The sequence below is a fragment of the Aliivibrio sp. 1S175 genome (genome assembly GCF_001690985.1).
Lineage (GTDB): Bacteria > Pseudomonadota > Gammaproteobacteria > Enterobacterales > Vibrionaceae > Aliivibrio.
In genome coordinates this window covers 397,058-420,162 of record NZ_MAJS01000006.1, presented here as the reverse complement: position 1 = coordinate 420,162, position 23,105 = coordinate 397,058, and the positions used below count along the sequence as shown (strand labels likewise).

Sequence of the window (23,105 nt, the reverse complement as noted above, 5' to 3'; positions counted from 1 at the left end):
TATGAAGCATTCAGATTACAGTTTAATTCCTACGTTTGTGGCCATTGTTGAAGAGAAAAGCTACACCAAAGCCGCAAAACGCTTAGGTATTAGTCAGTCAGCAGTAAGTCAAGGTGTGATCAGATTAAAAGAGATCTTCAAAGACCCCCTTTTTATTCGAGGCAGTCGAGGGGTTGAACCCACTCAGTTTGCATTAGATATTTACCCAACCTTAGCCAGTTCGGTCGAAAATATCGCTTATATGATGCCGGAATTTAAAAAATTCAATCCATTAAAATGCGATAAAGAATTTATCGTCTCTTCTCTTAGCGTATTGGGTTATACCATATTGCCTGAGTTATCAGCACTCATGAGTAAAGAAGCTCCGTTAGCCAGTGTCAAAATTGAACCGTTATATAATCAAGACCACGTCAATACACTACGTTCGCAGCAATGCGATTTACTGATAGAAGCTTATTCAAACCAACATTCATTACTTAGATCTAAAGTCATAATGGAAGACACGTTAAGTGTTATGTGCCGAAAAGATCACCCAAGATTAACCGGTACCACCATTTCACCAGAAGCCTTTTTGCATGAAAGCCACGTCACTCATTCACAATTAGATAAGAAAGGCGGTTATTTACAAGGGCGAGGATTAAAAGACGAAGGTATTCTTGGTAAGCGACGAGTAGCATGGCAAGCGAGTAGTATTATGGAAATGTTGCCTATCATTGAACGTTGTGACTACCTTGCGCTATTGCCACAAAAACTCGTAGACCGGTATCTTCATGTACACCAACTTAAACAGCTCGACGCTGATTTCTTACAAGAGCCAATAAAAGTAGCCATTTATTGGCATTCATCACGTACGAACGACCCAACTCATCAATGGTTCAGAGAGCTATTTAGCAAAGCCGCTAAAAAATACCAAGATGAATCATCTGCTGTGTCATCACTGACCTAACGATGCTTCTCTTCTTCTTGAGATCCTAAAATGATTTCATCTTGATGATTTAGGTTTTAATCACTTTAGTGAAATTTATTAAATAACTGATTTTAATCATTAAAATTATGATACCTACGTCACGCTTTTTATAAAATAAAGAAATAAGTTTGTCGACAGATTGATGAATTAGCACTATTTTAACTCGAATCCATATCAATCGTGATTTGGATAATTTTCGAGCGCTATATTACTCACAAAAAACCGTCCGCCTACACTATTTATACTCTATTAATTTTAAGTTAAACCTGTCTGAACCCCTCAGTACGGGGAGTTGTTAGTGCGCGTACTTAATCATTGACTCTGTTTTTATTACGGACAATAAAAATGAAAAAACACTTCGAGCTTATCGATAAACCCACTTTTTTCGGCGCAATATTATTGCTTTGTGCTGTTGTAATTCCTTTACTGATATTTCCAGAAGAAGGGGCTGCGTGGATTGCCGTTGCTAAAACATTTATGACCGACAAGCTAGGCTTTGCTTATTTAGGCCTTGGTTTAGCAGCATTTTTCTTCATGATCTATATCGTTTTTTCTGATATCGGCCAGATCAAACTGGGTGACCCAGATGAAAAGCCTGAATTTGCATTATCGTCTTGGGCGGCAATGTTATTTTGTGGTGGCATCGGTGCCAGTATTTTGTACTGGGGTACCATTGAATGGGCATACTACTACCAAAACCCACCGTTTCAACTAGAAGCAGGCAGTGAAGAAGCTATCCGTTGGGCTGCGACTTATGGCCTGTTCCACTGGGGTCCAATTGCTTGGTGTATCTATATGATCCCTGCAATTCCAATCGCTTATTTCTTCTATGTCCGTAAACAACCTGTCCTAAAAGTCTCTGCTGCACTTATGCCTGTTATTGGTGAAGCAAACAGTTTTGGTAAGTTAGGTAAAGTCATTGATGTACTGTTTATCTTTGGTTTATTAGGCGGCGCGGCTACGACCTTAGGGTTAGCAGCACCACTGATTAACGAAGGTATTAGCTACTTATTTGGTATTCCTGCAACCACTGGCAGCCAAATTTTAGTATTGATGGTATGTACCGCGATTTTTGCTTACTCATCGTACATGGGCATGGACAAAGGCATTAAGATTTTAAGTAACATTAACTTCTGGGGTGCGTTAGGTTTATTGCTGTTTGTATTGGTTTGTGGTCCAACAATCTTTATGTTGGAAACGGGTCTAGATTCAATCGGTCGTATGCTGTCTAACTTCTTTGTGATGGCGACGTGGGCTGAACCTTTTGGTGGTATGGGTCCTTTTGAAGATACTCACTTCCCACAAGATTGGACTATTTTCTACTGGGCATGGTGGCTAGTATTTGCACCAAGTATGGGCCTGTTCGTTGCTCGTATTTCACGCGGTAGAACAATTAAGCAAATGGTATCTGGAGCGGTGTTCTTCGGCTCTCTAGGTTGTTCAATGTACTTCATCATTCTAGGTAACTACGGTTTATCACTGCAGCTATCAGGTGAGTTAGATGTGGTAAGTATTCTTAATGTAGAAGGCCCTACTCGCGCTATCTTCTCTATTTTAGAAACACTGCCATTTAGTACCTTCGTTATTGCTGTATTTACCTTGTTGTGTGTAATTTTCACCGCGACAACGTTTGACTCTATCTCTTATATTTTAGCGTCAGTAGTTCAAACTAACGTGACTGAAGATCCAATGCGTTGGAACCGTCTGTTCTGGGCTTTCACTTTATCATTTATGCCATCGGCGTTGATGTTTATGGGCGGCTTGGCAACATTACAAACAGCGGCAATTGTTGGTGGTTTACCACTATTGGTTATCGCAGTTATGCTAATGATCTCTGGTGTAAAAGCAGCAATGCTAGACTTATCACACCAAGATGATTACGTGGATCCTGTGATCAACATTTCTGACTTACCAGATGTTGATCCTTGGAGCAAAGAAGGCCAAGCATTGGCTCGTTTTGAACAACTACGTGATAACGCAATTGAAGCAGCCGATCTTGAGCGTGAAGCGAACGATGCTATTTGGATGCTGAAAAAACAATTACGTAAAGAAGCATTAGCACGTGGTGAATCAAGCGTTGATTTAGGCGATGCACCTGATGAAATCATTGAAAAGTTACGCCAATTAACGGATGACTCGATGTCAGCTAAAGAAGCGAAACTAGCGGCATCTGAGCTTGCTCAAGAAGCGCGTGTTTCCTTTGATACATTAATGCGTCAAAAGGCCGAAGACGAAGCTTTACAAGCAAATGAAGATGTTAAATCGGCGATTAAAACAAGATTGAACTCGCCAAGCTAATCTAGCTTTGTGGTTAATGTCTGTAGCTAATATGCAGGCATTAACCCTTTTTCTCTTCTTCTAACCTTTCATTAAATAACAAATCGCTATCTCATTCCCAACACAATCGCTGCCACACCCGATACTGAACACATCACCAAAGATATCTTTCTGATCGTCTCTTTATCTATTTTATCCACCACTTTCATAGCGACTAGATAACCGATAACCGAAGCCGGAAGTAATGGCAATGTAAGATATAAATGATTCAAGCTCATGTACCCAGCAGGCACTTGAACCGCTAATGAGATAACACTACTCACCACAAAGAAAGCCGATAAGTTAGCTCGAATAAGATTTGCTTCTTGATGCTGTAATAACAACGCCATTGGCGGGCCACCAATACCTGAACTGGTCCCGAATAGGCCAGAGAAGAAACCCGCAATCGTCATTCTTGAGTTATTTGGTTCGATACGAAATGGAAGTAAGCTAATCGCAACAGCAAGTAATACAACCACGCCAATCCAAAGAGACAACAGTTTTGCATCTACGTAATAAAGCAGTAAACCACCAAATACAGAACCGGGAATTCGACCTAAAAATGCATAGCCTAAGCCGCGAAAAGAGACATTCGCTTTGTATTTATAGGCATTAATGATAGATAGGAATAAGCCAACAATCACGATGGGTGCAGGCACATAGCTTGGAGAGATTAAAAATAATAGTGGAGCAGTCACAATGGCTAAGCCAAAACCAATGGCGCTTTGCACAAATGAGCCAATAAAAATCAGGATCATTGCAAAGAGTAAACCAAGATCCATCAATGGTAGTTCCATAAAAAATGCCTTCTGATTATTAATATAAAACAGAAGGCATTATGAACTAGATTTTAGAAAGGAAATAGCAGTATTACACTCTATTTCCCTTTCATTATTATTCAACCGATTGCAGAGTTTCCCACGTCACTTCACAGTCGCCTTTCGCTGCTGAAATAAACGCAGAGTCACCAGTGATCATCACTGACATTTCCATCGTTCTTTCTAACAATGCCGAAAATGAATGGATTTGAACAGAATCAAAACGAACCACATCAACAGGGTATTGTTTGAATTTGCTTTGGTTTTGCTTCCACCACACTTCAGATTTTGAATTAAAGCTGTATACCTTAGTGACTTTAGACTGACGTGATGCTTTTTTCATGCGCTCAGGATCAGGCTCACCCGCATCAATCCAAAGAGAGATCGTATCATCGTATTCACGAACCCAAATATCAGGCTCATCAATCGCAGACAATCCTTTCGTAAACGTTAGACGCTCTTCAGCATTCAAACAAAATGCCAATACACGAGCCATCATACGCTCTTCACTTTCTGATGGATGCTGAGCGATAGTCAAGCTTACTGAATCATAATGATCACGATTCAGATCTGTTAACGCGACACGAAATTTGTAGATGGTTGGTTTGATAGCCACTGGCTTTCCTAACTATTTGAGAATTGAGGGCATTGTACGCGATTCTTGTTGCTTAGCTAGGCATAAAAAAAGGCCTCACAGTGGTACCTGCGAGGCCTTAGTGTACTTATAGGGGAAAGTACTTATTAATTCTGTATTTATCTAATACTAAATTTAGCTCAAATCTACGTTTTTAGTACCAAAGAACCAAGTTGCAACAAAACCAACCGCATAAGAAATCACAAGACCCGCGGCAAACACCATCATACCTGCGAAAATACCAGCACTTGACGTCATTAATGGTAACGCAACAATACCTGATGGCCCAAAGACCGTATTCAAACCAACAGGTAATCCCATATACGACACTAATCCAATAAAGAAGCCACCTGCTGAACCACCGATACACGCCGTAATAAACGGTTTTACTCGTGGCAAGGTTACCCCGTAAATCAGTGGCTCACCTATTCCTAAAAATCCTGGAATAATAGCGCCTTTAACTTGAGTTCGAAGTAAAGCGTCTTTTCCTGCTTTAGCGTACAAAGCTAATGATGCTCCGACTTGCCCTGCTCCAGCCATTGCTAGAATTGGGAATAATGAGTTGAAACCTTGCGCATCCATCAGAGCAAAATAAACCGGAACGAAACCTTGGTGAATACCAAACATCACTGAGATTAAAAACAGCCCAGCTAAGATGGCACTACCAAACGGATTGCCATTTAAGTTGATAAACAACCATGACATCCCTTGGAATAACACACCGCCCAGTGGCATGATGACCACAAAGGTAACCGCTCCCATGATAAGCAGCGTAACCACTGAGGTTAAAATCATATCTAAGTTGTCTGGCATGTATTGACGTACTTTTTTCTCGACAGCCGCACCAACAATCGCAGCAATCAATACCCCAATAATATTACCTCTAGGATCGATACCGTGACCAAAAAAGTCTGTCATTCCAGAATAAATACCAGTGGTTGCTTCTGGGTTATAACCCAATACAAACAATGAGGCTAAAATCGCACCGTTTACACCTGATCCACCAAAAGCTTGCTGCGCGTTGTAACCAATCAAGATACTTAAAAAGCTAAACAACCCTTTACTGAATACCTTCATATAGAGGATTAAATCAACCAAATTGGCATTTGGTGACTCATTACCCATCACATAAACTTGGTCTAGCAGCGTAGCAAAACCTAATAACAGACCAGCGGCAATAAAACCCGGAATTAACGGAGTAAAAATGGTCGCGAACTTACTTAAAAATCGCTGTGTCGCACTGGTTTGTTTCTTTTTTAATTTCTGCTTATGCTCAGACGCTACGTCTTTCAAATCTTTCACTTCTGACGTATTTGAACTGTCGCTACTCTCTTCTCCCTCCATCATTTCATTCATCATTTCAGCGGCGGTTTGTGCCTTTCCTGGACCTAAAACGATTTGAAATTGATCATCACTTTCAACCAAACCCATCACGCCGGCAATACGTTTAATCGTATCTCGATTCGCTAAACTGTCATCATGCAAGGTAAGACGTAAACGCGTCATGCAGTTACCACATTTGATGACATTATTTTTGCCACCAATTGCAGTTAAAATCTCTTGTACCATTGATGTTGTTATCTTGGCCATGCCATTTTCCTTTCTCAATTTAGAGGCTATTGCAGACCATAACAATCTGCACAGTCAGGTTAGCTATCAGCGAGAGCGTCGCGAATAAATCCATTATGTTGCGCTAGTTTTTCCGTCGCACTTTTCGCATCAAGTCCAGACAACACCATAAGAATTGCCGTTTTGCAGTGATTATTACATTGAGATAAAGCGGTAGAAGCCTCTTCTTCTGAACAACCTGTCGCCTCTATTACGATGTTCTTTTGGCGCTGCACTAATTTTGCGTTGGTTGCTTCGACATCAACCATCAAGTTACCAAAGACTTTACCAGTGCGGATCATCGCGCCTGTTGTTAGCATATTAAGTACTAATTTTTGAGCGGTTCCGGCTTTCATACGAGAAGAGCCCGTTACGATTTCAGGGCCAACAACTGGTGTCATGTTAATGTCTGCCAGTTCTGTCATTGGGCTATTTGGGTTACAACTCAGCGTTGCTACGGTTGCGCCGACTGATTTTGCGTATGCCATCGCACCAAGAACATAAGGAGTGCGGCCACTCGCAGCAATACCCACTAATACGTCTTTCTCGTTCAATCCCAAATCTTGCAGATCTGACGCGCCTAATTCACGATTGTCTTCTGCATTTTCAACGGCTTTTAAAATCGCTTTATGACCACCAGCAATTAAACCCACAACCAGGTCAGGATTAGAACCATAGGTTGGAGGGCATTCACTTGCATCCAAAATACCTAAGCGGCCAGATGTGCCTGCACCGGTATAAATTAAACGTCCACCACATTGAAATGCCACTGCAATGGCATCTACCACTTCTGCGATTTGAGGCAAAATAACTTCAACGGCTAACGCCACTTTCTGGTCTTCTTTATTAATAACCGTCAACATATCTACGGTTGATAACACATCAATTTGCTCACTTGCTTGATTACGGCTTTCAGTTACCAATGTGGTTAGATCAATTTTCATAATGGCGTTCTCTTCAAAGATAAATTCTCAATTTCAATGGTTGCCATCATAAAGAATAAAAAATTCCATTTAGTGACCAAAATCACAACAAAAGTTATTCTAAGCTTCCAAAATAGGTGGAATAAACAAAATTAACAATAAGATAACCCCACACAAACATGCACATAAATAACTTTAAATTCAATATATTAGATTAAGTAAAACCACAAAGAATAATCAAAATATATTTGGAATAATTAATTCAAGAAAGATAGGTACTATGAGTATTTTAGAAAAGATACAAAACCAAAGAAGCCATTTATCAACCAATGGTATTAAAATTTTAGACTTTATCATTGAGCAACCATCAGAAATTAGCGCCTATTCAAGCCAAGCGCTTGCCACTAAAATCGGTGTATCTCAATCAAGCATTGTCAAATTCACTCAGAAACTTGGCTTCAAAGGATTTACCGCTTTTAAATTAGCTATCATTGAAGATGCAGGACGAAAACAAGCAATACTAGAACCAGATCGCCCCATTCATAACAAGATAAATAGTGACGACTCTGCCCTAACGATTGCGCAAAAATTAGTGCAAGAAAAAAACCACGCACTTATTGCGACAACCAACGCCATTGATTTTTCAGAATTTGAAGTCATTACCACCCTACTTAACCAAGCACAACGTATTCAAATAGTAGGCATTGGGGGGTCAGCATTAACGGCTAAAGATCTGGCCTTTAAGTTATTAAAGATAGGAATGACCGCTCTGACTGAACAAGATAGTCATGTTCAAATTGCAACAGCGAACGCCTTAACCAAAAATGATATTCAAATTGTTATCTCATATTCTGGTAGTCGAAAAGACATTTTAATGGCAGCACAAACCGCACGAGATAAAGGGGCAACCGTGATTGCATTAACCAGTACAAAAAAGAGCCCTTTACGTAAACTCGCTAATTTTTGTATTGATACGATAGCAGATGAAAGACAATTCCGCAGTTCATCAATATCTTCAAGAACCGCTCAGAATGTAATTACCGATTTATTGTTTATGACGTTACTGCAAATAAAAAGCGACACTGCAAAACTATTGATTGATGAAATCTCATCGACAATGAATAGAATTTAATACCTTCATATTAGCTAAGAGATGATTGTTACAACCATAAAAGGCACAAAAATCAATGAGACCGTAATAGCGTTTATAACCTTTTTTCATGAAATTTATTGCTAATATTCATAATAGCTTCGTAACCAGTCTATAGTTATATCTGAGATTGACTAATATGGCTTTACTCTTAGCCTTGAATATAAAACATTTAGGTAAATAATAATATGAATAAGAAAAGAATCTGTACCCTAGCAGTCTTGTCTGGCCTATCATTTTCAGCGATGGCTTTAGATTGCGATCCAAATCTGCTCCCTTCATGGGAAGATGGCACAAGCAAAACGGCGATTGTGAACTACGTAGAACAATCAACCAACAGCTCAAAAAAGACATTTATTCCACAGCAAGATCGTATCGCCGTTTTTGATAATGATGGGACATTATGGTCGGAAAAACCGTATTACTTCCAGTTAGCTTTCGCGCTAGACCAAGTGAAGAATATGGCGAAAGAACATCCAGAATGGAAAACACAAGAACCATTTAAATCTATTTTGAATAACGATATTAAAGGAGTGCTTGCTGGAGGAGAGAAATCACTACTAAAGCTTATCATTGCGACTCATAGTGGCATGACTGTGGAAGAGTACCAAGAAACCGTTACTCAATGGTTAGCAGTAGCAAAAGATCCGCACTTCAAAAAAGCATACACAGAACTAACGTATAAACCGATGCGAGAAATGATAACTTACCTACAAGATCATGATTTTAAAACTTACATCGTCTCTGGCGGTGGTGTTGACTTCATGCGTGCGTGGGCACCAGAAGTCTATGGTATTCCTGAAGAGCAAATCATCGGCAGCGCACTTAAATACAAGTATGATTATAACAATGGTAACCCAACGGTGACTAAGCAACCTCAATTACTAACCAATGATGATAAAGCAGGAAAAGTAGAAAACATTCAACACATCATTGGGAAAAAACCGGTATTAGCCATTGGTAACTCAGATGGCGATCAGGCGATGATGCAATGGGCAACTAGCCAACCAAACTCAATGGCAATGATTGTTCATCACACCGATAAAAAACGTGAGTGGGAATATGACCGCAAGTCGAGCATTGGCCATTTAGATAAAGCGATGGATGAAGCTAACCAACGTGATAACTGGTATCTTATCGATATAAAAAATGAGTGGTGCACCGTTTATTAGCATCAAATTCAATGTGTCCCTTTCTGTCTGAAGGGGGCCAACTGGTTATGAATAAATAAGGCATGAACGATGAATAATATACTCATCGTTCATGCCTTAAATTTTATAAATATGAATTCTTTATGCTGTCGCTAGATCTCTAAACGCCATCAATAATTCTTTTTGCTTATCCGTTAGATTTGTCGGAGTCGCGACAATAATCTCTACCATTAGATCTCCCGTAATCCCTTTACGACTTGTCACACCTTTGTCTTTCATACGGAATTTACGACCACTTTGAGTACCCGCAGGCACTTTAAGTTTAAAGCGGCTTTCTAACGTTTGGATTTCAACTTCACCGCCAAGAGCTGCGGTTGCAAAATCCATCGTAACAGGACAAATTAAATCGTTTCCGTCACGTTTTAAATGAGTGTGAGGACGCGTATTAATTTGAATTAATAAATCCCCTGCCGGACCACCATTAGCGCCGGACTCACCTTTACCAGAAAAGCGAATTTTCTCACCATCATCAATACCCGCAGGTACTTTAACGTTGATTTTTTTATTCTCACCATTAATCGGTAATTCAATAACTTGCTCACACCCATTAATGGCATCCGCAAACTCAACCGTTAAATTGAATTGACGATCTTGGCCTTTTTGTGGGCGAGGACGACGCTGTTGAGAGAACATATCTTCAAAGCCGCCACCAAAACCACCACGACTACGACCGCCGCCACCAAATGCACCACCAAAGATATCATCAAATCCGCCATAACCTTGGCTTTGACCACCAAAACCACCACCACCTGAACCACCATTTTGGAATGCAGCGTGGCCATAATCATCGTATTGCCCGCGTTTATCGGCATCCGTTAAAATTTCATACGCTTCTTTGATTTCTTTGAATTTGTCTGCGGCTTGTGGATCTCCCTGATTTTTATCTGGGTGGTATTTCATCGCAAGACGTTTGTACGCTTTTTTAATCTCTTTTTCTGTGCTGCTTTTAGAGACACCAAGGACTTCATAATAATCACGCTTAGACATGACTTAACCTCGTCAATGAATAGAAAAAGGCGTTAGAGTAAGCTCAAACGCCTGTTATAAAATAATACTAATCAATGGAGTTTATGTCCTCTCAGATTAAGGTCAAGATCTATCTCACATAATGCAGTAAGTTCTTGCCATTTATCTCCTCTATATTGCTAATTACCAGATTAAAGCTGTAGTAACAAGACAACAAACGTGTGAGTTCTCAAATGAATCAGTTACGTAGTGATTTCATTTGTAATTCAGAGAAAAACTCATCATCAATAATGAAATCAAACTGCGCTTTATTAATTAGGATTTCGGTTTTATAACCGGATTTATTGGCTGGGATCATATCGATACGAGTGGCAACATTACGACCATTAAATTCTTTAATGTCATTCATGCTCATGGTATTAACTAATTTATTAAACTCATCATACGATTCTACTTTACGTTGAATAAACGTCTTTTGTGAAATCCATAAACGGACTTTGCTCAGCATAATAGGGGCATCGGGCTTTGCAATGGCATCAATCACCCAAGTTTTATCGCCGTCAATCACCTCTTCTTTGATGATTTTTTGGTCATAGTCGGTCAATATTGATGATTGGTTAATCACATCATGGTTGGTAAAATCCGACACTAGCCATAATTGATCTAATTTTGATGGCACAATTTCACTGACTGTTGCTGTTCTTGGATCCCAGCTCAAGATCTCATGATTACGTTTCAAAAAGGCATTACCACGTACTTTGACCGGAGCAGTAACAAGTACTAAAGATAAATTTTCTCCTTTGTTCCAGCTTTTCATACTCAGACTTCGTGTCGAATCAGGACGAATAACATTCATGGTCAATTCAATGTATCTTGATTCTCCTCGCATCTGTTTATCTGATTTCTCAATAATAGTCTTTGCTGACAAAGCTTCTGTGGCAAAAACCTGCCCAACGACACCGAAAAAAGCAAAAAATAACGTAATTCTAATTATAAATTTGATCTTATTTTTCATAATACACCCAGCCATGATGTTGAATTTATGAACATATTTTAATGGATTTAAAATGATTAAATCGTGACCTCTAAGACGAAATTATCTAAATCTCTGTCATGAAAATGTCAAATTCGTTCCATAGCATTCATAATGCGTTCGATTAATATGGTTAGTGCTTTGGGTTGAAATTTTCGTTGTTTATAAACCAGATAAGATTGCCTTGGTGGGAATTGATATTCAGAAAAAACCTCAACGAGATCCATCTCTGGAGTGACAAGATGAATGGGTAATCGTGCTGCGCCTAATCCTTTAATAACCGCATGCATGACTTGATCCAAATCGTTAACTTGCAGACGAGGATGTACATTAATCTGTTTTAGCGTTTGCTTTGCATCGGTATAAGTTAAACTTTTCTGGTCATCTAAGCGGATCCAATCAATAGTCTCTATATTTGTTACGTCATTATTTTGCCAATACGATTGAGAGACAAATACGCTATGCTTTGCTAAAAATAGCGGACGAGCGATCATCCCTTCGGCTCGGCTAATATCAAAAGTTAGCACTAAATCTCGATCTGTTTCTGGTAAAGCGTCTTCAGCACATAAATTGACTTCTATTTGAGTGTGAGGAAATTCCAATAAGAAATCAGTAATCAGCTCTCTAACATAGCTATTATAAAAACGATAAGGCAGGGATAAACGTAACGTGCCTGTTACTTCCTCTTTGTGGTCTTTTAACTGATGGCAGTGACTTTCTAAATCGGTAAACTGACTTTCAAGCAGTTGGTAATATTGCTGACCTGTTTCTGTTGCAACAAGCTCTCGTCCCTTTTTTTCTAACAAGCGAACACCGAGTTTTTCTTCCATTAAAGAGAGTCGTCGGGACACGGTTGATACTGGTAGTTTTAACTCTTTGGCTGCGCCTTGTTGAGATCCAAGCTGAACCACTTTACAAAATAAAAACAGATCATCAATACTTCCAAATATGGAATTCATGGTTTTATATCTCGCTATTTTTTATCATTAATGAAATTAATATACTTCACTCTATCGAAACAATCACGATTAGTGTTAAAAAATAATTCGTTAATAAAGAGAGAGAGATTTATGAGTAAAAAACAATTTTGGCTTTCAGCCTTACTGTCTTCAGTCACAATGGCATTAATAATGTCTGGTTCAATGTCTGCGATTAGAATGGGTGGATTTAGTTCGGAATGGGTATCTGCGTGGATGAATGGGTTTACTATCGCTTGGCCTGTTGCGATATTTGCTAACTTAACTATTTTACCGAAGATTCGCGAACTCGCCGCGTGGTTATGTCGAGATAACAAAACCAACACAGCAACGACGCAATCTAAAATGGCAAATTAGAACCAGCGTTTTACTTGATTGCTATAATCAACAAACTCATCACCAAATAGCTTAACTAGCATTTTTTCTTCTGGTTCAATTTGAAAGCGATTCATATACAGAACAAAACCTAACGCACTCACTAAACCAAGTGGATGTTGGCTATAAATCACTGCACTCAATAAGATCAGTAACAAACCAAGATACATAGGATTGCGTGTGTATTGATAAATACCAGAGTTCACAAGTGATGAGCTGCTTTCTGGCTTGAGTGGATTAACTGTTGTTTTGGCATTTTTAAACTCTTTCACTCCCCACAATGCAATGACACCACCAAGCGTGACTAAGCTAATAACCGAAGCGTAAGTTAACCATGGTAAATAAAATAGAGTAAATGGCATTATTTTATCAAAGCCAAATACGGTTACCATAAACAGTAGCATGACTAACGGCGGTGGAATTCTCAGTTCTAGTTTTGATAGCATTTATTCTCCTTAAAAACGTGGTATATTCTTTCCATATAATTATTGTATTAACTTTAGCAGTCGAGATTTATATGTCATCAGATTTTTATGGCTCTAGTGCCACTTATGCCCGTCAAGAAGTTGGTTACCGTGAAAAAGCATTAAAACTGTACCCTTGGGTTTGTGGTAATTGTGCGCGTGAATTTGTCTATTCAAACTTACGTGAATTAACGGTTCACCATAAAGATCACGATCATACTAATAACCCAAATGATGGCAGTAACTGGGAGCTTCTTTGTCTTTTCTGTCACGATCATGAGCACTCTAAATACACAGAGCATGATCAATACGGCTCTCAAATTAAAGCCGGTGAAGATGATCATCAAGGCGCAACGCACAACCCGTTTGCTGCTTTAAAATCAATGATGAAAAAGTAATTCTCATTACAGATTTATATGGCCTTTCAACTCACTGAAAGGTCATTTCTTCTTCCCTACACTCTATATTTATATCTCATCATGAAAATCCAAAACAGCCCAGTAACTCAGCATCAATTTAATGGTGTCGATTTCTATTTAAAGCGCGATGATAAACTTCACCCTCAATTTTCTGGCAACAAAGCTCGTAAGTTTATGGGATTGTTAGACGGTGATTTCCCTGCGATTACCACGATTATTGGCTATGGCTCACCACAGGCAAACTCACTTTACTCATTAGCGGCATTGGCTCAATTAAAAGGCTGGCAGTTAGACTTTTACGTTGATCATATTCCCTCTTTTCTACAAGAAAATCCAAAAGGGAACTACCGCGCTGCCTTGGCATTAGGGGGAAATATAATTGCATTGAATGAGCGTGACGATGCGATAAAAAGTGACGGTACTCTTTATTCAAGTTTCGACTACATCCACCAAGTTCGACAACCCAACGCTCATGAGTTATTTGTGCCTGAAGGGGGTCGCTGTGGTTTAGCTGAAAGTGGAGTAAAACAGCTGGCGACAGAGCTTATTACATGGAAAAAAGAGCAAGCACTCAATTCTCTAACGGTTGCCTTACCATCAGGAACAGGAACAACGGCTTTATTTCTTCATAAGCACTTAAAAGCTCATGATATAAAAGTGATTACTTGTGCTTGTGTCGGTGGTAATTCTTATCTTACCGAGCAATTTTTAGAGCTTGGTGAAACAGATCATCCTGAGATTCTAACGCCAACGAAAAAACACCATTTTGGGAAGTTATATCGTCACGATTACGAGATGTGGAAAACGCTTCTCTTACAAACTGACGTTGAATTTGAACTTCTATACGATCCTTTGATGTGGCGCTGCTTAAGTGATTGGCTACCAAACAACACCAATCAGACTCTACTGTACATCCACCAAGGTGGTTTGTTAGGTAATGAAAGTATGCTACCTCGCTACCAGCGAAAATTTGATTAATCTATCACTGTATATACAACAGCCCTCCCTTTAGGCGTAATAATGAAACGTATCACTCTTCTTTTTTGTTTAACTTTGCTCTCTCACACCGCAATGGCTTCTTCTGTATTAGAAACCGTTGAAACTATTGAATTATCAAGCTCTGGCACTATCGGTGTTTCAGTTCTAGATACCGAAACAAATACAACATGGAGTTATAAAGGCGACCATCGCTTTCCTATGATGAGTACCTTTAAAACTCTGGCTTGTGCTCAGATGCTTTATAACTCAAGCAATAATCTCTTGGATAAAGATGCGCTAACAAGGATCACCAAAGAATCCATCATTCCATGGTCCCCTATCACTGAAAAGTTAATCGGCGAGACAATTAGTACCGAAAAAGCCTGTGAAGCGACCATGCTAATGAGCGATAACACGGCCGCAAATATCGTACTAGCAGAGACAGGCTCTCCTAAGTCACTGACTCTTTTCTTACGTTTGATCGGAGATGACATGACTCGATTAGACCGTATTGAACCTGCATTAAATGAAGCTCAAAAGGGAGATGTTAGAGATACGACTACTCCGAATGCGATGACAAATACACTCAACGAATTGTTATTTGGTCAAACACTTAATACCAAAGACAAACGCACGCTAAAGGCCTGGATGGTCGATAACAAGGTATCTGATCCGCTATTGCGTTCTATTTTACCTGCTAAGTGGTCCATTGCTGATCGCTCTGGTGCAGGTGGTTTTGGATCACGCGGGATCACGGCCATTGTTTGGAGTAACAAACGCGCCCCTATCATTATCTCTATCTACTTAACTCAAACGAATTTAGATATGGCCTCACGCAACCAAATTATTGTGGAAGTGGGCAATGCGATATTCAAAGAGTTCAACATAAACTAAGAAACTACGTATAATCTTTCTCAATTAACTTTTAAATAGACATTAACTATATGATCATTTTAACCACCAATTTTGGCGACATTCACATTGAGCTTAACAAAGAAAAAGCACCGGTAAGCTCAAAAAACTTCTTAAAATACTGCCAAGAGGGTTTTTACGAAGGCACTATTTTTCACCGTGTTATCAAAGGCTTTATGATCCAAGGCGGTGGTTTTACTGCGGACATGCAAGAAAAAGAAATGCGCGCACCGATTGTGAATGAAGCGAACCGTGGTTTGAAAAACTTAAACGGTACTATCGCTATGGCACGTACTGATGCACCTCACTCTGCAACCAGTGAGTTCTTTATCAACATCGCTAACAATACTTTTCTTGATCACACTGCCACCACGAATACTGGTTGGGGTTATGCGGTATTTGGTGAAGTAACTATTGGTATGGATGTAGTTAAGAAAATTGCAAAAATTAAAACTAAATCTATCGGTGAGTTTGACGATGTTCCAAAAGAGAGTATTGTGATCGAGAAAGTGACTATTGTAGAAGAATAACAGAGCGACTGTTAACTCTACATAAACACTAAAAACGGTGCTGAATATAGCGCCGTTTTCGATCCTATTAATATTAAAATGGAACTCCATTTATGTCTTTATCTAAAAAGTTAAAACATATCTCTGCCTCTTTACTTCTCATCGCATCTTCTAGCACTCTTGCGGATACTCAACTGCCTATTTCACCAGAGAAGCTCCACAATCCCTACCCTGAAGTAAAAGTCACCACACTTAACTCAGCTCAATCGCTTATCAATCAATTTAAGCTGCATCAGTATCAATTAGCGAATGTTAGCAGCACGGATCAAATCCCAGCGTTCTTTGTTGAGAATCTTCCTAGTGATTTAAATTCGTTACCTGTTCAAGAGAAAATTTCAGGGTTTATTCGTTTATTACTGCCTACCATTATTGAGGTGAATAAACGCATAAGTGCGGTTAGAAATGACGTAATTACGCTATCGAAGCAGCCTAAAAGTGAATGGTCGAAAGAAGAAACAGTATGGCTAAATGAGTTAATGACGTCTTATGATATTAAATCAAACAGCATTGATGACCTGCTTTTGCGCCTAGATATTATTCCTGTCGGTATGGTTCTCGCTCAAGGAATTGATGAAAGTGGCTGGGGAACCAGTTATTTCGCAGTTAAAGGGAATAGCTTATATGGAGAGCACTTATCTTCTAAAGGCGGTAAGTATTTAAGTACCCCAGGTGGGCATGTAAAAGTTGCTGCATTTGATAACCTGTTCGCAGGAACTGCTCGTTATATGTATAACTTAAATACGACATCGGCTTATAAAGATCTTTGGATTTTACGTAAAAAACTAAGTCGTGAAGGTAAATTATCAGGGTATGAGTTAGTCGAGGCTTTATCTCACTACTCTACTCGTGGCGACGCTTATGTAGAGAATTTACAATCTCTAATCAAGCACCATCAACTTGATAGCTTTGATAATGTTGAGTTCAATAACACAGCTCCGATACGTATTAAACTAACAAAATAAGACAGATTTACTGTAAATAGAGGTTGTAATGTAGCGATTAAAACCTCTATTTATTGATTGCTTATACTATTCTGACACATTTTTGACCAAATTAAACTGGACGGTTGGTATACAGGCCAGTTACACTTTCTAACTGACTTTAGTTATAGGTAAATAATGATGAAAGACATGCGACAATCTATGCTCGATGCAGGGTTAAAACTGATTAATGAACATGGTTTTGCTGGTGTCGGCTTGATGAAAATCATCAATGAAGCCGAAGGAACGAAAGGTTCTTTTTATCATTACTTCAAATCTAAAGAACATTTTGGCGAGATCTTACTGAGCGACTACTTTGAAGAACACTTAGCAACGTTGGAATCTTTTCTGAATGATGATTCAATGACTCGCAGTGAGCGTGTAAAAGCGTACTTCGAGTTTTGGGCGACGTCTAAATTGACAGAAGATTTCCATATTAAATGTCTAGTCGTAAAACTGGCAGGTGAAATATCTGGAGCCTCTGGCAAGATGCAGATGGTAATGGCAGAAGGCGCTGAAAAAGTGATTCAACGCATGGCTCAGTTCTTTGAGCAAGGCCGTGTTGAAAACGATTTTACTATTCAAAATCCTGAAGAAACCTCTCGAATGATATACAGCTTGTGGTTAGGCAGTACCTTGTCATCTGCTATGCAACGCCGTCGAGATATTCTTGACAGCGCAATGAAAGAAACGCTCGCGGTTCTTGAGCGTTAAATTATCCTAAAAATACAACATTAACTGCCTTTATTATCGGCCTTAGTTTAATTACTTAGACCGATTTTTAGCGTATCCGTTATTTCTCAATAGCTCTGCTCAATGTTTTACTTAAACGATAATTGATGACTTTGTGAGCTATTGCATTATCGCCATAATGAAGTTCTGCGAAATCAACGATGTTATTGTATTTAACTAAGACCTGACCATCTTGTTCAATAACAAGTACTTTTTGCCCAAAAGCATCTAAACCAATGCTAGGAAAATCAACCATTGCTTTAGCACCTGGTGCTGGCCCTCCAAAAACGAGCAAGGTTGTATTTGGCAACGTTTTACCTATCGCTTCTGCACGCTTTTTATAATCAAAGTTCATAAACCAAACGGTGTCATCTTGATTTAATACCTCTTTTTTAATTTTTGTTAATGTCATGTCAAAATCATATTCAGAAACTAACGTTTCAATGCCATAACCCTCTGTCACTCCTTCACTATTTACAGGCTTCGTATTATCTAAACCATCCACAAGCTCATTAATATGTTGGTTATAGCTGACAAGTATCGATTCATCGCGAATACCATGTCTTTTTGGAATAAACTGAGCATCGGTATAAATGGTATGAATCGTATTTCCTTCCTAAAATCTGGTGATTATGACTCATTTAAATTAGCGCAAGTGAGCTGGCGTTTTTGATTTATCACGCGTTAAATAATAATATAGATAAACAAGTGAGTAGACAGTAACAAAGCCATCCAATGCAAATACCCCACTCCATCCATAGAACCAGCTGTACTCATTAACACATACGTTATATAAGAATAATCCAACAAACATTGATTTCTCAAATGCACTGTAAATCATGGTTGAAGTACGCAATTGTTTGTATTTAGCCGAGAACATCAGCAACACACCAATACAACCAACCATTACCCCCCAATGTTGATAAGTGGCTTGAAGATACTCTTTGTTCTCCATCATCGCGTCGTTGTAAAAAAAGAGGTTTTGCATGCTCCATTCTGGCGCTAAAAACGTCAAGAATGCCGTTGCGGTTAAAAATCCTGTCCCCAATAAATAGGCTTTCATGGTTTTTTCAAAAAAACGTTCTAACATAATTCAACTCTCAAAAAGTGGTTATAAACTAAGTATAGGAATTACTTTCCAATAATACTCATTACAGCGGCTTTAAAATCGTTATTTCCAACTGAAAACAGATGTTTTATTTGGTGATCATCACCGCTTGTCATCACTGTTTTGGCGTGTGAAAAAGTAACGAACCCTTCGTGTCCATGATAATTACCTTTACCTGATTCCCCTATCCCACCAAAAGGCGCATCATCGACTGCTAAGTGGAATACACAATCATTAATACACATACCACCAGAGTGAACCGTGGTTTTAATTCGATTCTGTAGCACTTCATCAAATGACATCAAGTACAACGCCAATGGACGTGGCTTGTTTAAGATAAGGTTAATCGCATCATCTATATGTTGGTAAGTCAAAATAGGCAGTAATGGCCCGAAGATCTCTTCCTTCATAATTGTTGATTCTAAACTTGGATTAATTACTAAGTGAGTCACTAAACGATGTTGAGGCTCGTCAATGCTGTCACTGTGACACGCTTCGATTCGTGTGTTCGCCGTAATTTCTTCATTCAATAGCCCATTAATGCGCTCAAACTGACGTTGATTAGCAATAGAAGTCAGATTGTCTGAATGCACACCACGAGCAAATAAGGTTTGATATTGTTTTTTGTATTCAGTAATGAAGGCTTCTTTTTTATCTTCAGGCAGTAATACGTAATCTGGTGCAACGCACACTTGGCCGTTATTCAGACTTTTTCCATAAATTATGCGCTCTACGGCTAATTCCATAGAAACATCATCCGCGATAATCACCGGTGACTTACCACCAAGCTCTAAGGTCACTGGTGTTAAGTTATCTGATGCTGCTTTCATTACTAAGCGTCCAACTTGAGTCGAACCAGTAAACAATAAATGATCAAACGCTAGTCCTGTAAAGTGCGCAGAGATACCCGCTTCACCTTCAATTACATTCACTTCGTCTTTCTCAAACACGGTGCTTAATAGTGTAGACAGTACGTGGTTGGTATTTGGCGTGAACTCACTCATCTTTATCATTGCTCTGTTACCGGCCGCAATGACTGAGATTAATGGGCCAACCGATAACATGATAGGAAAGTTCCACGGAGTCACAATGCCAACAACACCCATTGGTTGATAGATCACCTCCACACTTGAAGACGACAACAATGGGCCTGCGTTTCTGACTGAAGGCGCCATCCATTCAACCAAATGACTGATGGTGTGATCAATATTTCCAATACAAGGCAGTAGATCTGCAATCAACGTATCTTGCTCACTACGCTGGCCATAATCACGATTCATTGACTCACAAATCTGGTCGCAATGATCAATCAAAGCCACTCTTAGCTTAGTTAGTTTTTCGATTCGTTGTTCAAGCGAAGGCATTGGACTCTGAGAAAATGCCGCCTTCATTGTTGTCAATGAATGTTCCATACCTTCAATCATCGTTTCGTTATTCATAAGTCACCTCGTTATTGGATTGACTACAGAATACACAATACAAACCAGTCGGTCTAGCGTTTATTTGTCAGCGTATTGTTAATCGTTATGACTCATTATTTTTCTACCTCAGTCTGGATTTCACTTTTTTATACACTAGGCTTTATATGAAGAACAAAAAATAGCCTAAAAACAAGGATGTGAAAATGACCAGAATTCATGCACTTTCTACCAGTTTACTTGCTCTCTCTTTTGTTGGTACTTCTGCTATTGCAGAGGAAATGAATACAGAAAAATCCGGATGGGAACACAGTGTCGAGATCTATGCGCTTGCACTCAATATTCGAGGCGACAGTACGATTGGCAACCTTTCAACAGACGTTGATGTTGATCCTAAATTCATCATGGATCATATCGACATGGGGGCTATGCTTAGACTTGAAGGCATTTATGATAATCAATGGGGTTATTACATTGATTACAGTTACATGAACCTAAGCGCGAGTACTAATTCTGTACTTAACACGAATCTAGAGTTACTTAAAGGTAAGACTGAAATACGACAAGGTGTACTAGAAGCCAAAGGTTTCAAACGTTATCAATACGATTTTGGTTCTATTGATTATATGTTTGGTATACGTTGGTGGGATAATGACATTGATGCCAAGTTATATACCACCAACGGAAATTTGTCGTCAAGCAAAAGCTTAAATGAAGATTGGGTGGATTACTTAATTGGTGCACGTTGGATAAATGACATTACTGATAAATGGCAATTTCACGCCAGTATTGATGCCGGGTTAAGTGGCGATACCAGCTTCACAAGTTCGGTATTAACTGGGGTGCGATATGAAATGAACGAATGGTCAGATTTAAACATGGCGTATAAATCCACTTGGGTTGATTATGATAATGAAGGCACATTCACTTATAACACCGCGTCTCAAGGTTTCCTTGTTGGTGTTGGATTGTATTTCTAAAGTCCCTACCCTACCTCTTAATAATGGCAAAACTAGCGAAAAAAAGAGGCACTCAATTGAGCGCCTCTTTTTTATTTAATCAACTTATTGTGCGTTTCTATAAAGAAAGAATCACACCAGCAATCGCAGCACTCATTAAGTTCGCTAATACACCTGCAGTGATTGCTCGGAAACCCATTTTAGCAATGAATGAGCGACGCTCTGGTACTAAACTACCCAAACCACCAATCAAAATCGCCATGGTTGAAATGTTCGCAAAACCACACAAGGCAAAAGTCACGATAGCCACTGAATGATCACTTAATTGATCTTTCACTTCCATCAATTGGATGAAGGCAACAAACTCATTCACGACGATCTTATTACCAATTAATGAACCTGCAAGGATCGCTTCGTTCCACGGTACACCAAGTAAGAAAGCCACAGGAGCAAATACGTAACCAAGGATCAATTCAAAGCTCAGATTTAAACCGAATAAATCGCCCACGTGACCTAATAAGCCATTTAGCAATGCTATCACACTCACGAACGCTAATAACGTTGTACCAACAGCAACAGCAATACGTAAACCAGACATTGCACCATCAGCTAGTGCTTCAAATACATTGGTTGCGTGATCGATTTCTACCGATGTAATTTCATCGTCATTATTCTCTTCGTCACCCGGTGGCACCATCATTTTAGCCATTAATAAGCCAGCTGGTGCCGACATGAATGCCGCAGAGATAAGGAAGTTAAGATCAACACCAAGTGATGCATAACCAACCATTGTACCGCCTGCCACTGACGCCAAACCACAGGTCATTACCGCAAAGAACTGAGAATCGCTCATGTGCTTCAAGTAAGGTTTAACGACAAGTGGAGCCTCAACCATACTCACAAAAATATTAGCAGTAGCAGCAAGTGATTCTGCACGTCCTGTACCCAATAAGCGTTGTAAGCCACCACCAATAAAGTTGATCACTTTAGGCATAATACCAAGATGGTAAAGCGCAGAAATAAGGGCAGAGAAGAAGATGATAATACCAAGAACGTTAACGGCAAATACAAAGCCGACTTTACCCGTTGCTAAACCACCAAACAAAAAGGCAATGCCCTCTTGTCCATATTCAATAACGCCTGAAACGCCTGCAGTTACTGAGTTTAAAACTTCTTTACCTGCTGGAACATAAAGTACCAATAGAGCAAATAGGATTTGTAAGCCAAACGCCAAAGAGACAGTTCTTAAAGGGATATTACGGCGATCAGTCGAACATAGGTAAGCAAATAGTAAAATGGCAAAAATACCAAGGAAAGATGTCATGATAGAAACCTGTGCTATCGAAAATGAGCCTGCATTCTAATGCGCAAAGGTTTGCGTGCAAGTCGGGTTTGCTAACACTCTGTTAATGGTGATTTAGATCACATTTTGTAGGCCTCGTTAACTAATTGATTTATAGCATAAGAAAAGAATATAGAAAGGGGATTGTTGCCGTATGGAAAAGATATTTATTTCAAGGCTGATAATAGATTTAAGTCATTGATTAAAAAGACATCATTGCGCTGTATTTTATTTAATCAATGACAA

24 protein-coding genes are annotated in these 23,105 nt (G+C 39.2%); 12 read left to right on the top strand and 12 right to left on the bottom strand.

Features of this window, described 5'->3' with window-relative positions; translation table 11 throughout:
• Position 1: 1 nt before the first annotated feature.
• Both A6E06_RS03850 and A6E06_RS03845 read left to right on the top strand, forming a co-directional pair.
• A complete protein-coding gene (locus A6E06_RS03850; RefSeq protein ID WP_065591716.1) occupies positions 2–946 on the top strand; it encodes a LysR family transcriptional regulator in 945 nt (314 codons plus the stop codon).
• A 366-nt stretch (positions 947–1,312) separates the two neighbouring features.
• The gene (locus A6E06_RS03845) at positions 1,313–3,265 is read left to right on the top strand and encodes a BCCT family transporter (protein WP_065591715.1); all 1,953 of its coding nucleotides are present in this window, start codon (positions 1,313–1,315) and stop codon (positions 3,263–3,265) included.
• A gap of 86 nt (positions 3,266–3,351) precedes the next feature.
• On the opposite strand, the gene A6E06_RS03840 is transcribed toward A6E06_RS03845, so the two are convergent.
• The 4 genes from A6E06_RS03840 to murQ form a co-directional block, all read right to left on the bottom strand.
• Complete coding sequence (locus A6E06_RS03840; protein ID WP_065591829.1) at positions 3,352–4,065, bottom strand: sulfite exporter TauE/SafE family protein; 714 nt, start codon at positions 4,063–4,065, stop codon at positions 3,352–3,354.
• Between the two features lie 112 nt (positions 4,066–4,177).
• Positions 4,178–4,717, bottom strand: coding sequence for a YaeQ family protein (locus A6E06_RS03835; RefSeq protein WP_065591714.1), 540 nt, complete (start codon positions 4,715–4,717; stop codon positions 4,178–4,180).
• Between the two features lie 153 nt (positions 4,718–4,870).
• On the bottom strand, positions 4,871–6,325 hold the full coding sequence (gene murP, locus A6E06_RS03830) for a PTS N-acetylmuramic acid transporter subunit IIBC (protein ID WP_065591713.1): 1,455 nt from the start codon (positions 6,323–6,325) through the stop codon (positions 4,871–4,873).
• Positions 6,326–6,384: 59 nt separating this feature from the next.
• Positions 6,385–7,287 carry an N-acetylmuramic acid 6-phosphate etherase gene (murQ, locus tag A6E06_RS03825; protein WP_065591712.1) on the bottom strand — a complete coding sequence of 301 codons (903 nt, stop codon included), beginning with the start codon at positions 7,285–7,287 and terminating at the stop codon, positions 6,385–6,387.
• A 259-nt stretch (positions 7,288–7,546) separates the two neighbouring features.
• On the opposite strand from murQ, the gene A6E06_RS03820 reads away from it, so the two are divergent.
• Positions 7,547–8,398 (top strand): SIS domain-containing protein, encoded by an 852-nt coding sequence (locus A6E06_RS03820; protein WP_065591711.1) that lies wholly within the window; start codon positions 7,547–7,549, stop codon positions 8,396–8,398.
• 206 nt (positions 8,399–8,604) lie between these two features.
• Complete coding sequence (locus tag A6E06_RS03815; protein ID WP_065591710.1) at positions 8,605–9,588, top strand: HAD family phosphatase; 984 nt, start codon at positions 8,605–8,607, stop codon at positions 9,586–9,588.
• A 120-nt stretch (positions 9,589–9,708) separates the two neighbouring features.
• Here A6E06_RS03815 and A6E06_RS03810 read toward each other — a convergent pair whose 3' ends face one another.
• From A6E06_RS03810 to A6E06_RS03800, 3 genes are all read right to left on the bottom strand, one after another.
• Positions 9,709–10,614 carry a DnaJ C-terminal domain-containing protein gene (locus A6E06_RS03810; protein WP_065591709.1) on the bottom strand — a complete coding sequence of 302 codons (906 nt, stop codon included), beginning with the start codon at positions 10,612–10,614 and terminating at the stop codon, positions 9,709–9,711.
• A gap of 217 nt (positions 10,615–10,831) precedes the next feature.
• Entirely contained in the window at positions 10,832–11,608 is a 777-nt protein-coding gene (locus A6E06_RS03805; RefSeq protein WP_065591708.1) for an outer membrane lipoprotein-sorting protein, read from the bottom strand.
• A 107-nt stretch (positions 11,609–11,715) separates the two neighbouring features.
• The gene (locus A6E06_RS03800; protein ID WP_065591707.1) at positions 11,716–12,585 is read right to left on the bottom strand and encodes a LysR family transcriptional regulator; all 870 of its coding nucleotides are present in this window, start codon (positions 12,583–12,585) and stop codon (positions 11,716–11,718) included.
• Positions 12,586–12,696: 111 nt separating this feature from the next.
• On the opposite strand from A6E06_RS03800, the gene A6E06_RS03795 reads away from it, so the two are divergent.
• Positions 12,697–12,960 carry a DUF2798 domain-containing protein gene (locus A6E06_RS03795; protein ID WP_045101833.1) on the top strand — a complete coding sequence of 88 codons (264 nt, stop codon included), beginning with the start codon at positions 12,697–12,699 and terminating at the stop codon, positions 12,958–12,960.
• Here the strand turns inward: A6E06_RS03795 and A6E06_RS03790 are convergent.
• A complete protein-coding gene (locus tag A6E06_RS03790) occupies positions 12,957–13,424 on the bottom strand; it encodes an isoprenylcysteine carboxylmethyltransferase family protein (protein WP_065591706.1) in 468 nt (155 codons plus the stop codon). The genes A6E06_RS03795 and A6E06_RS03790 overlap by 4 nt on opposite strands.
• 71 nt (positions 13,425–13,495) lie before the next feature.
• On the opposite strand from A6E06_RS03790, the gene A6E06_RS03785 reads away from it, so the two are divergent.
• The 6 genes from A6E06_RS03785 to A6E06_RS03760 all read left to right on the top strand — a co-directional run bounded on the left by A6E06_RS03785 (position 13,496) and on the right by A6E06_RS03760 (position 18,014).
• Positions 13,496–13,840 (top strand): YajD family HNH nuclease, encoded by a 345-nt coding sequence (locus A6E06_RS03785; RefSeq protein ID WP_065591705.1) that lies wholly within the window; start codon positions 13,496–13,498, stop codon positions 13,838–13,840.
• Between the two features lie 81 nt (positions 13,841–13,921).
• Positions 13,922–14,839, top strand: coding sequence for a 1-aminocyclopropane-1-carboxylate deaminase/D-cysteine desulfhydrase (locus tag A6E06_RS03780; RefSeq protein WP_065591828.1), 918 nt, complete (start codon positions 13,922–13,924; stop codon positions 14,837–14,839).
• Between the two features lie 42 nt (positions 14,840–14,881).
• Positions 14,882–15,733 carry a class A beta-lactamase gene (bla, locus tag A6E06_RS03775; RefSeq protein WP_065591704.1) on the top strand — a complete coding sequence of 284 codons (852 nt, stop codon included), beginning with the start codon at positions 14,882–14,884 and terminating at the stop codon, positions 15,731–15,733.
• 50 nt (positions 15,734–15,783) lie between these two features.
• Complete coding sequence (locus A6E06_RS03770) at positions 15,784–16,281, top strand: peptidylprolyl isomerase (RefSeq protein ID WP_065591703.1); 498 nt, start codon at positions 15,784–15,786, stop codon at positions 16,279–16,281.
• 92 nt (positions 16,282–16,373) lie between these two features.
• Positions 16,374–17,282 (top strand): glucosaminidase domain-containing protein, encoded by a 909-nt coding sequence (locus tag A6E06_RS03765; protein ID WP_065591702.1) that lies wholly within the window; start codon positions 16,374–16,376, stop codon positions 17,280–17,282.
• 159 nt (positions 17,283–17,441) lie between these two features.
• Entirely contained in the window at positions 17,442–18,014 is a 573-nt protein-coding gene (locus tag A6E06_RS03760) for a TetR/AcrR family transcriptional regulator (RefSeq protein ID WP_065591701.1), read from the top strand.
• Between the two features lie 79 nt (positions 18,015–18,093).
• Here A6E06_RS03760 and A6E06_RS03755 read toward each other — a convergent pair whose 3' ends face one another.
• The 3 genes from A6E06_RS03755 to A6E06_RS03745 all read right to left on the bottom strand — a co-directional run bounded on the left by A6E06_RS03755 (position 18,094) and on the right by A6E06_RS03745 (position 20,579).
• Entirely contained in the window at positions 18,094–18,537 is a 444-nt protein-coding gene (locus A6E06_RS03755) for a DUF302 domain-containing protein (RefSeq protein ID WP_255310640.1), read from the bottom strand.
• 141 nt (positions 18,538–18,678) lie between these two features.
• Positions 18,679–19,122 (bottom strand): hypothetical protein, encoded by a 444-nt coding sequence (locus A6E06_RS03750; protein ID WP_065591700.1) that lies wholly within the window; start codon positions 19,120–19,122, stop codon positions 18,679–18,681.
• A gap of 41 nt (positions 19,123–19,163) precedes the next feature.
• Complete coding sequence (locus A6E06_RS03745) at positions 19,164–20,579, bottom strand: coniferyl aldehyde dehydrogenase (RefSeq protein ID WP_065591699.1); 1,416 nt, start codon at positions 20,577–20,579, stop codon at positions 19,164–19,166.
• A gap of 185 nt (positions 20,580–20,764) precedes the next feature.
• Between A6E06_RS03745 and A6E06_RS03740 the strand changes: the two genes are divergently transcribed.
• The gene (locus A6E06_RS03740; RefSeq protein WP_065591698.1) at positions 20,765–21,538 is read left to right on the top strand and encodes a hypothetical protein; all 774 of its coding nucleotides are present in this window, start codon (positions 20,765–20,767) and stop codon (positions 21,536–21,538) included.
• A gap of 97 nt (positions 21,539–21,635) precedes the next feature.
• On the opposite strand, the gene A6E06_RS03735 is transcribed toward A6E06_RS03740, so the two are convergent.
• On the bottom strand, positions 21,636–22,841 hold the full coding sequence (locus tag A6E06_RS03735; RefSeq protein ID WP_065591697.1) for a NupC/NupG family nucleoside CNT transporter: 1,206 nt from the start codon (positions 22,839–22,841) through the stop codon (positions 21,636–21,638).
• Between the last annotated feature and the right edge of the window lie 264 nt (positions 22,842–23,105).

Excerpts from the sequence above, each read along its gene's own strand:
- A6E06_RS03795 (WP_045101833.1), top strand. The coding sequence starts at position 12,697 with ATGAGTAAAAAACAATTTTGGCTTTCAGCCTTACTGTCTTCAGTCACA.
- murQ (WP_065591712.1), bottom strand. The coding sequence starts at position 7,287 with ATGAAAATTGATCTAACCACATTGGTAACTGAAAGCCGTAATCAAGCA.
- A6E06_RS03810 (WP_065591709.1), bottom strand. The coding sequence starts at position 10,614 with ATGTCTAAGCGTGATTATTATGAAGTCCTTGGTGTCTCTAAAAGCAGC.
- A6E06_RS03785 (WP_065591705.1), top strand. The coding sequence starts at position 13,496 with ATGTCATCAGATTTTTATGGCTCTAGTGCCACTTATGCCCGTCAAGAA.
- A6E06_RS03745 (WP_065591699.1), bottom strand. The coding sequence starts at position 20,579 with ATGAATAACGAAACGATGATTGAAGGTATGGAACATTCATTGACAACA.
- A6E06_RS03740 (WP_065591698.1), top strand. The coding sequence starts at position 20,765 with ATGACCAGAATTCATGCACTTTCTACCAGTTTACTTGCTCTCTCTTTT.
- A6E06_RS03820 (WP_065591711.1), top strand. The coding sequence starts at position 7,547 with ATGAGTATTTTAGAAAAGATACAAAACCAAAGAAGCCATTTATCAACC.
- bla (WP_065591704.1), top strand. The coding sequence starts at position 14,882 with ATGAAACGTATCACTCTTCTTTTTTGTTTAACTTTGCTCTCTCACACC.
- murP (WP_065591713.1), bottom strand. The coding sequence starts at position 6,325 with ATGGCCAAGATAACAACATCAATGGTACAAGAGATTTTAACTGCAATT.
- A6E06_RS03850 (WP_065591716.1), top strand. The coding sequence starts at position 2 with ATGAAGCATTCAGATTACAGTTTAATTCCTACGTTTGTGGCCATTGTT.
- A6E06_RS03765 (WP_065591702.1), top strand. The coding sequence starts at position 16,374 with ATGTCTTTATCTAAAAAGTTAAAACATATCTCTGCCTCTTTACTTCTC.
- A6E06_RS03760 (WP_065591701.1), top strand. The coding sequence starts at position 17,442 with ATGAAAGACATGCGACAATCTATGCTCGATGCAGGGTTAAAACTGATT.
- A6E06_RS03780 (WP_065591828.1), top strand. The coding sequence starts at position 13,922 with ATGAAAATCCAAAACAGCCCAGTAACTCAGCATCAATTTAATGGTGTC.
- A6E06_RS03805 (WP_065591708.1), bottom strand. The coding sequence starts at position 11,608 with ATGAAAAATAAGATCAAATTTATAATTAGAATTACGTTATTTTTTGCT.
- A6E06_RS03815 (WP_065591710.1), top strand. The coding sequence starts at position 8,605 with ATGAATAAGAAAAGAATCTGTACCCTAGCAGTCTTGTCTGGCCTATCA.
- A6E06_RS03845 (WP_065591715.1), top strand. The coding sequence starts at position 1,313 with ATGAAAAAACACTTCGAGCTTATCGATAAACCCACTTTTTTCGGCGCA.
- A6E06_RS03735 (WP_065591697.1), bottom strand. The coding sequence starts at position 22,841 with ATGACATCTTTCCTTGGTATTTTTGCCATTTTACTATTTGCTTACCTA.
- A6E06_RS03770 (WP_065591703.1), top strand. The coding sequence starts at position 15,784 with ATGATCATTTTAACCACCAATTTTGGCGACATTCACATTGAGCTTAAC.
- A6E06_RS03790 (WP_065591706.1), bottom strand. The coding sequence starts at position 13,424 with ATGCTATCAAAACTAGAACTGAGAATTCCACCGCCGTTAGTCATGCTA.
- A6E06_RS03840 (WP_065591829.1), bottom strand. The coding sequence starts at position 4,065 with ATGGATCTTGGTTTACTCTTTGCAATGATCCTGATTTTTATTGGCTCA.
- A6E06_RS03800 (WP_065591707.1), bottom strand. The coding sequence starts at position 12,585 with ATGAATTCCATATTTGGAAGTATTGATGATCTGTTTTTATTTTGTAAA.
- A6E06_RS03750 (WP_065591700.1), bottom strand. The coding sequence starts at position 19,122 with ATGTTAGAACGTTTTTTTGAAAAAACCATGAAAGCCTATTTATTGGGG.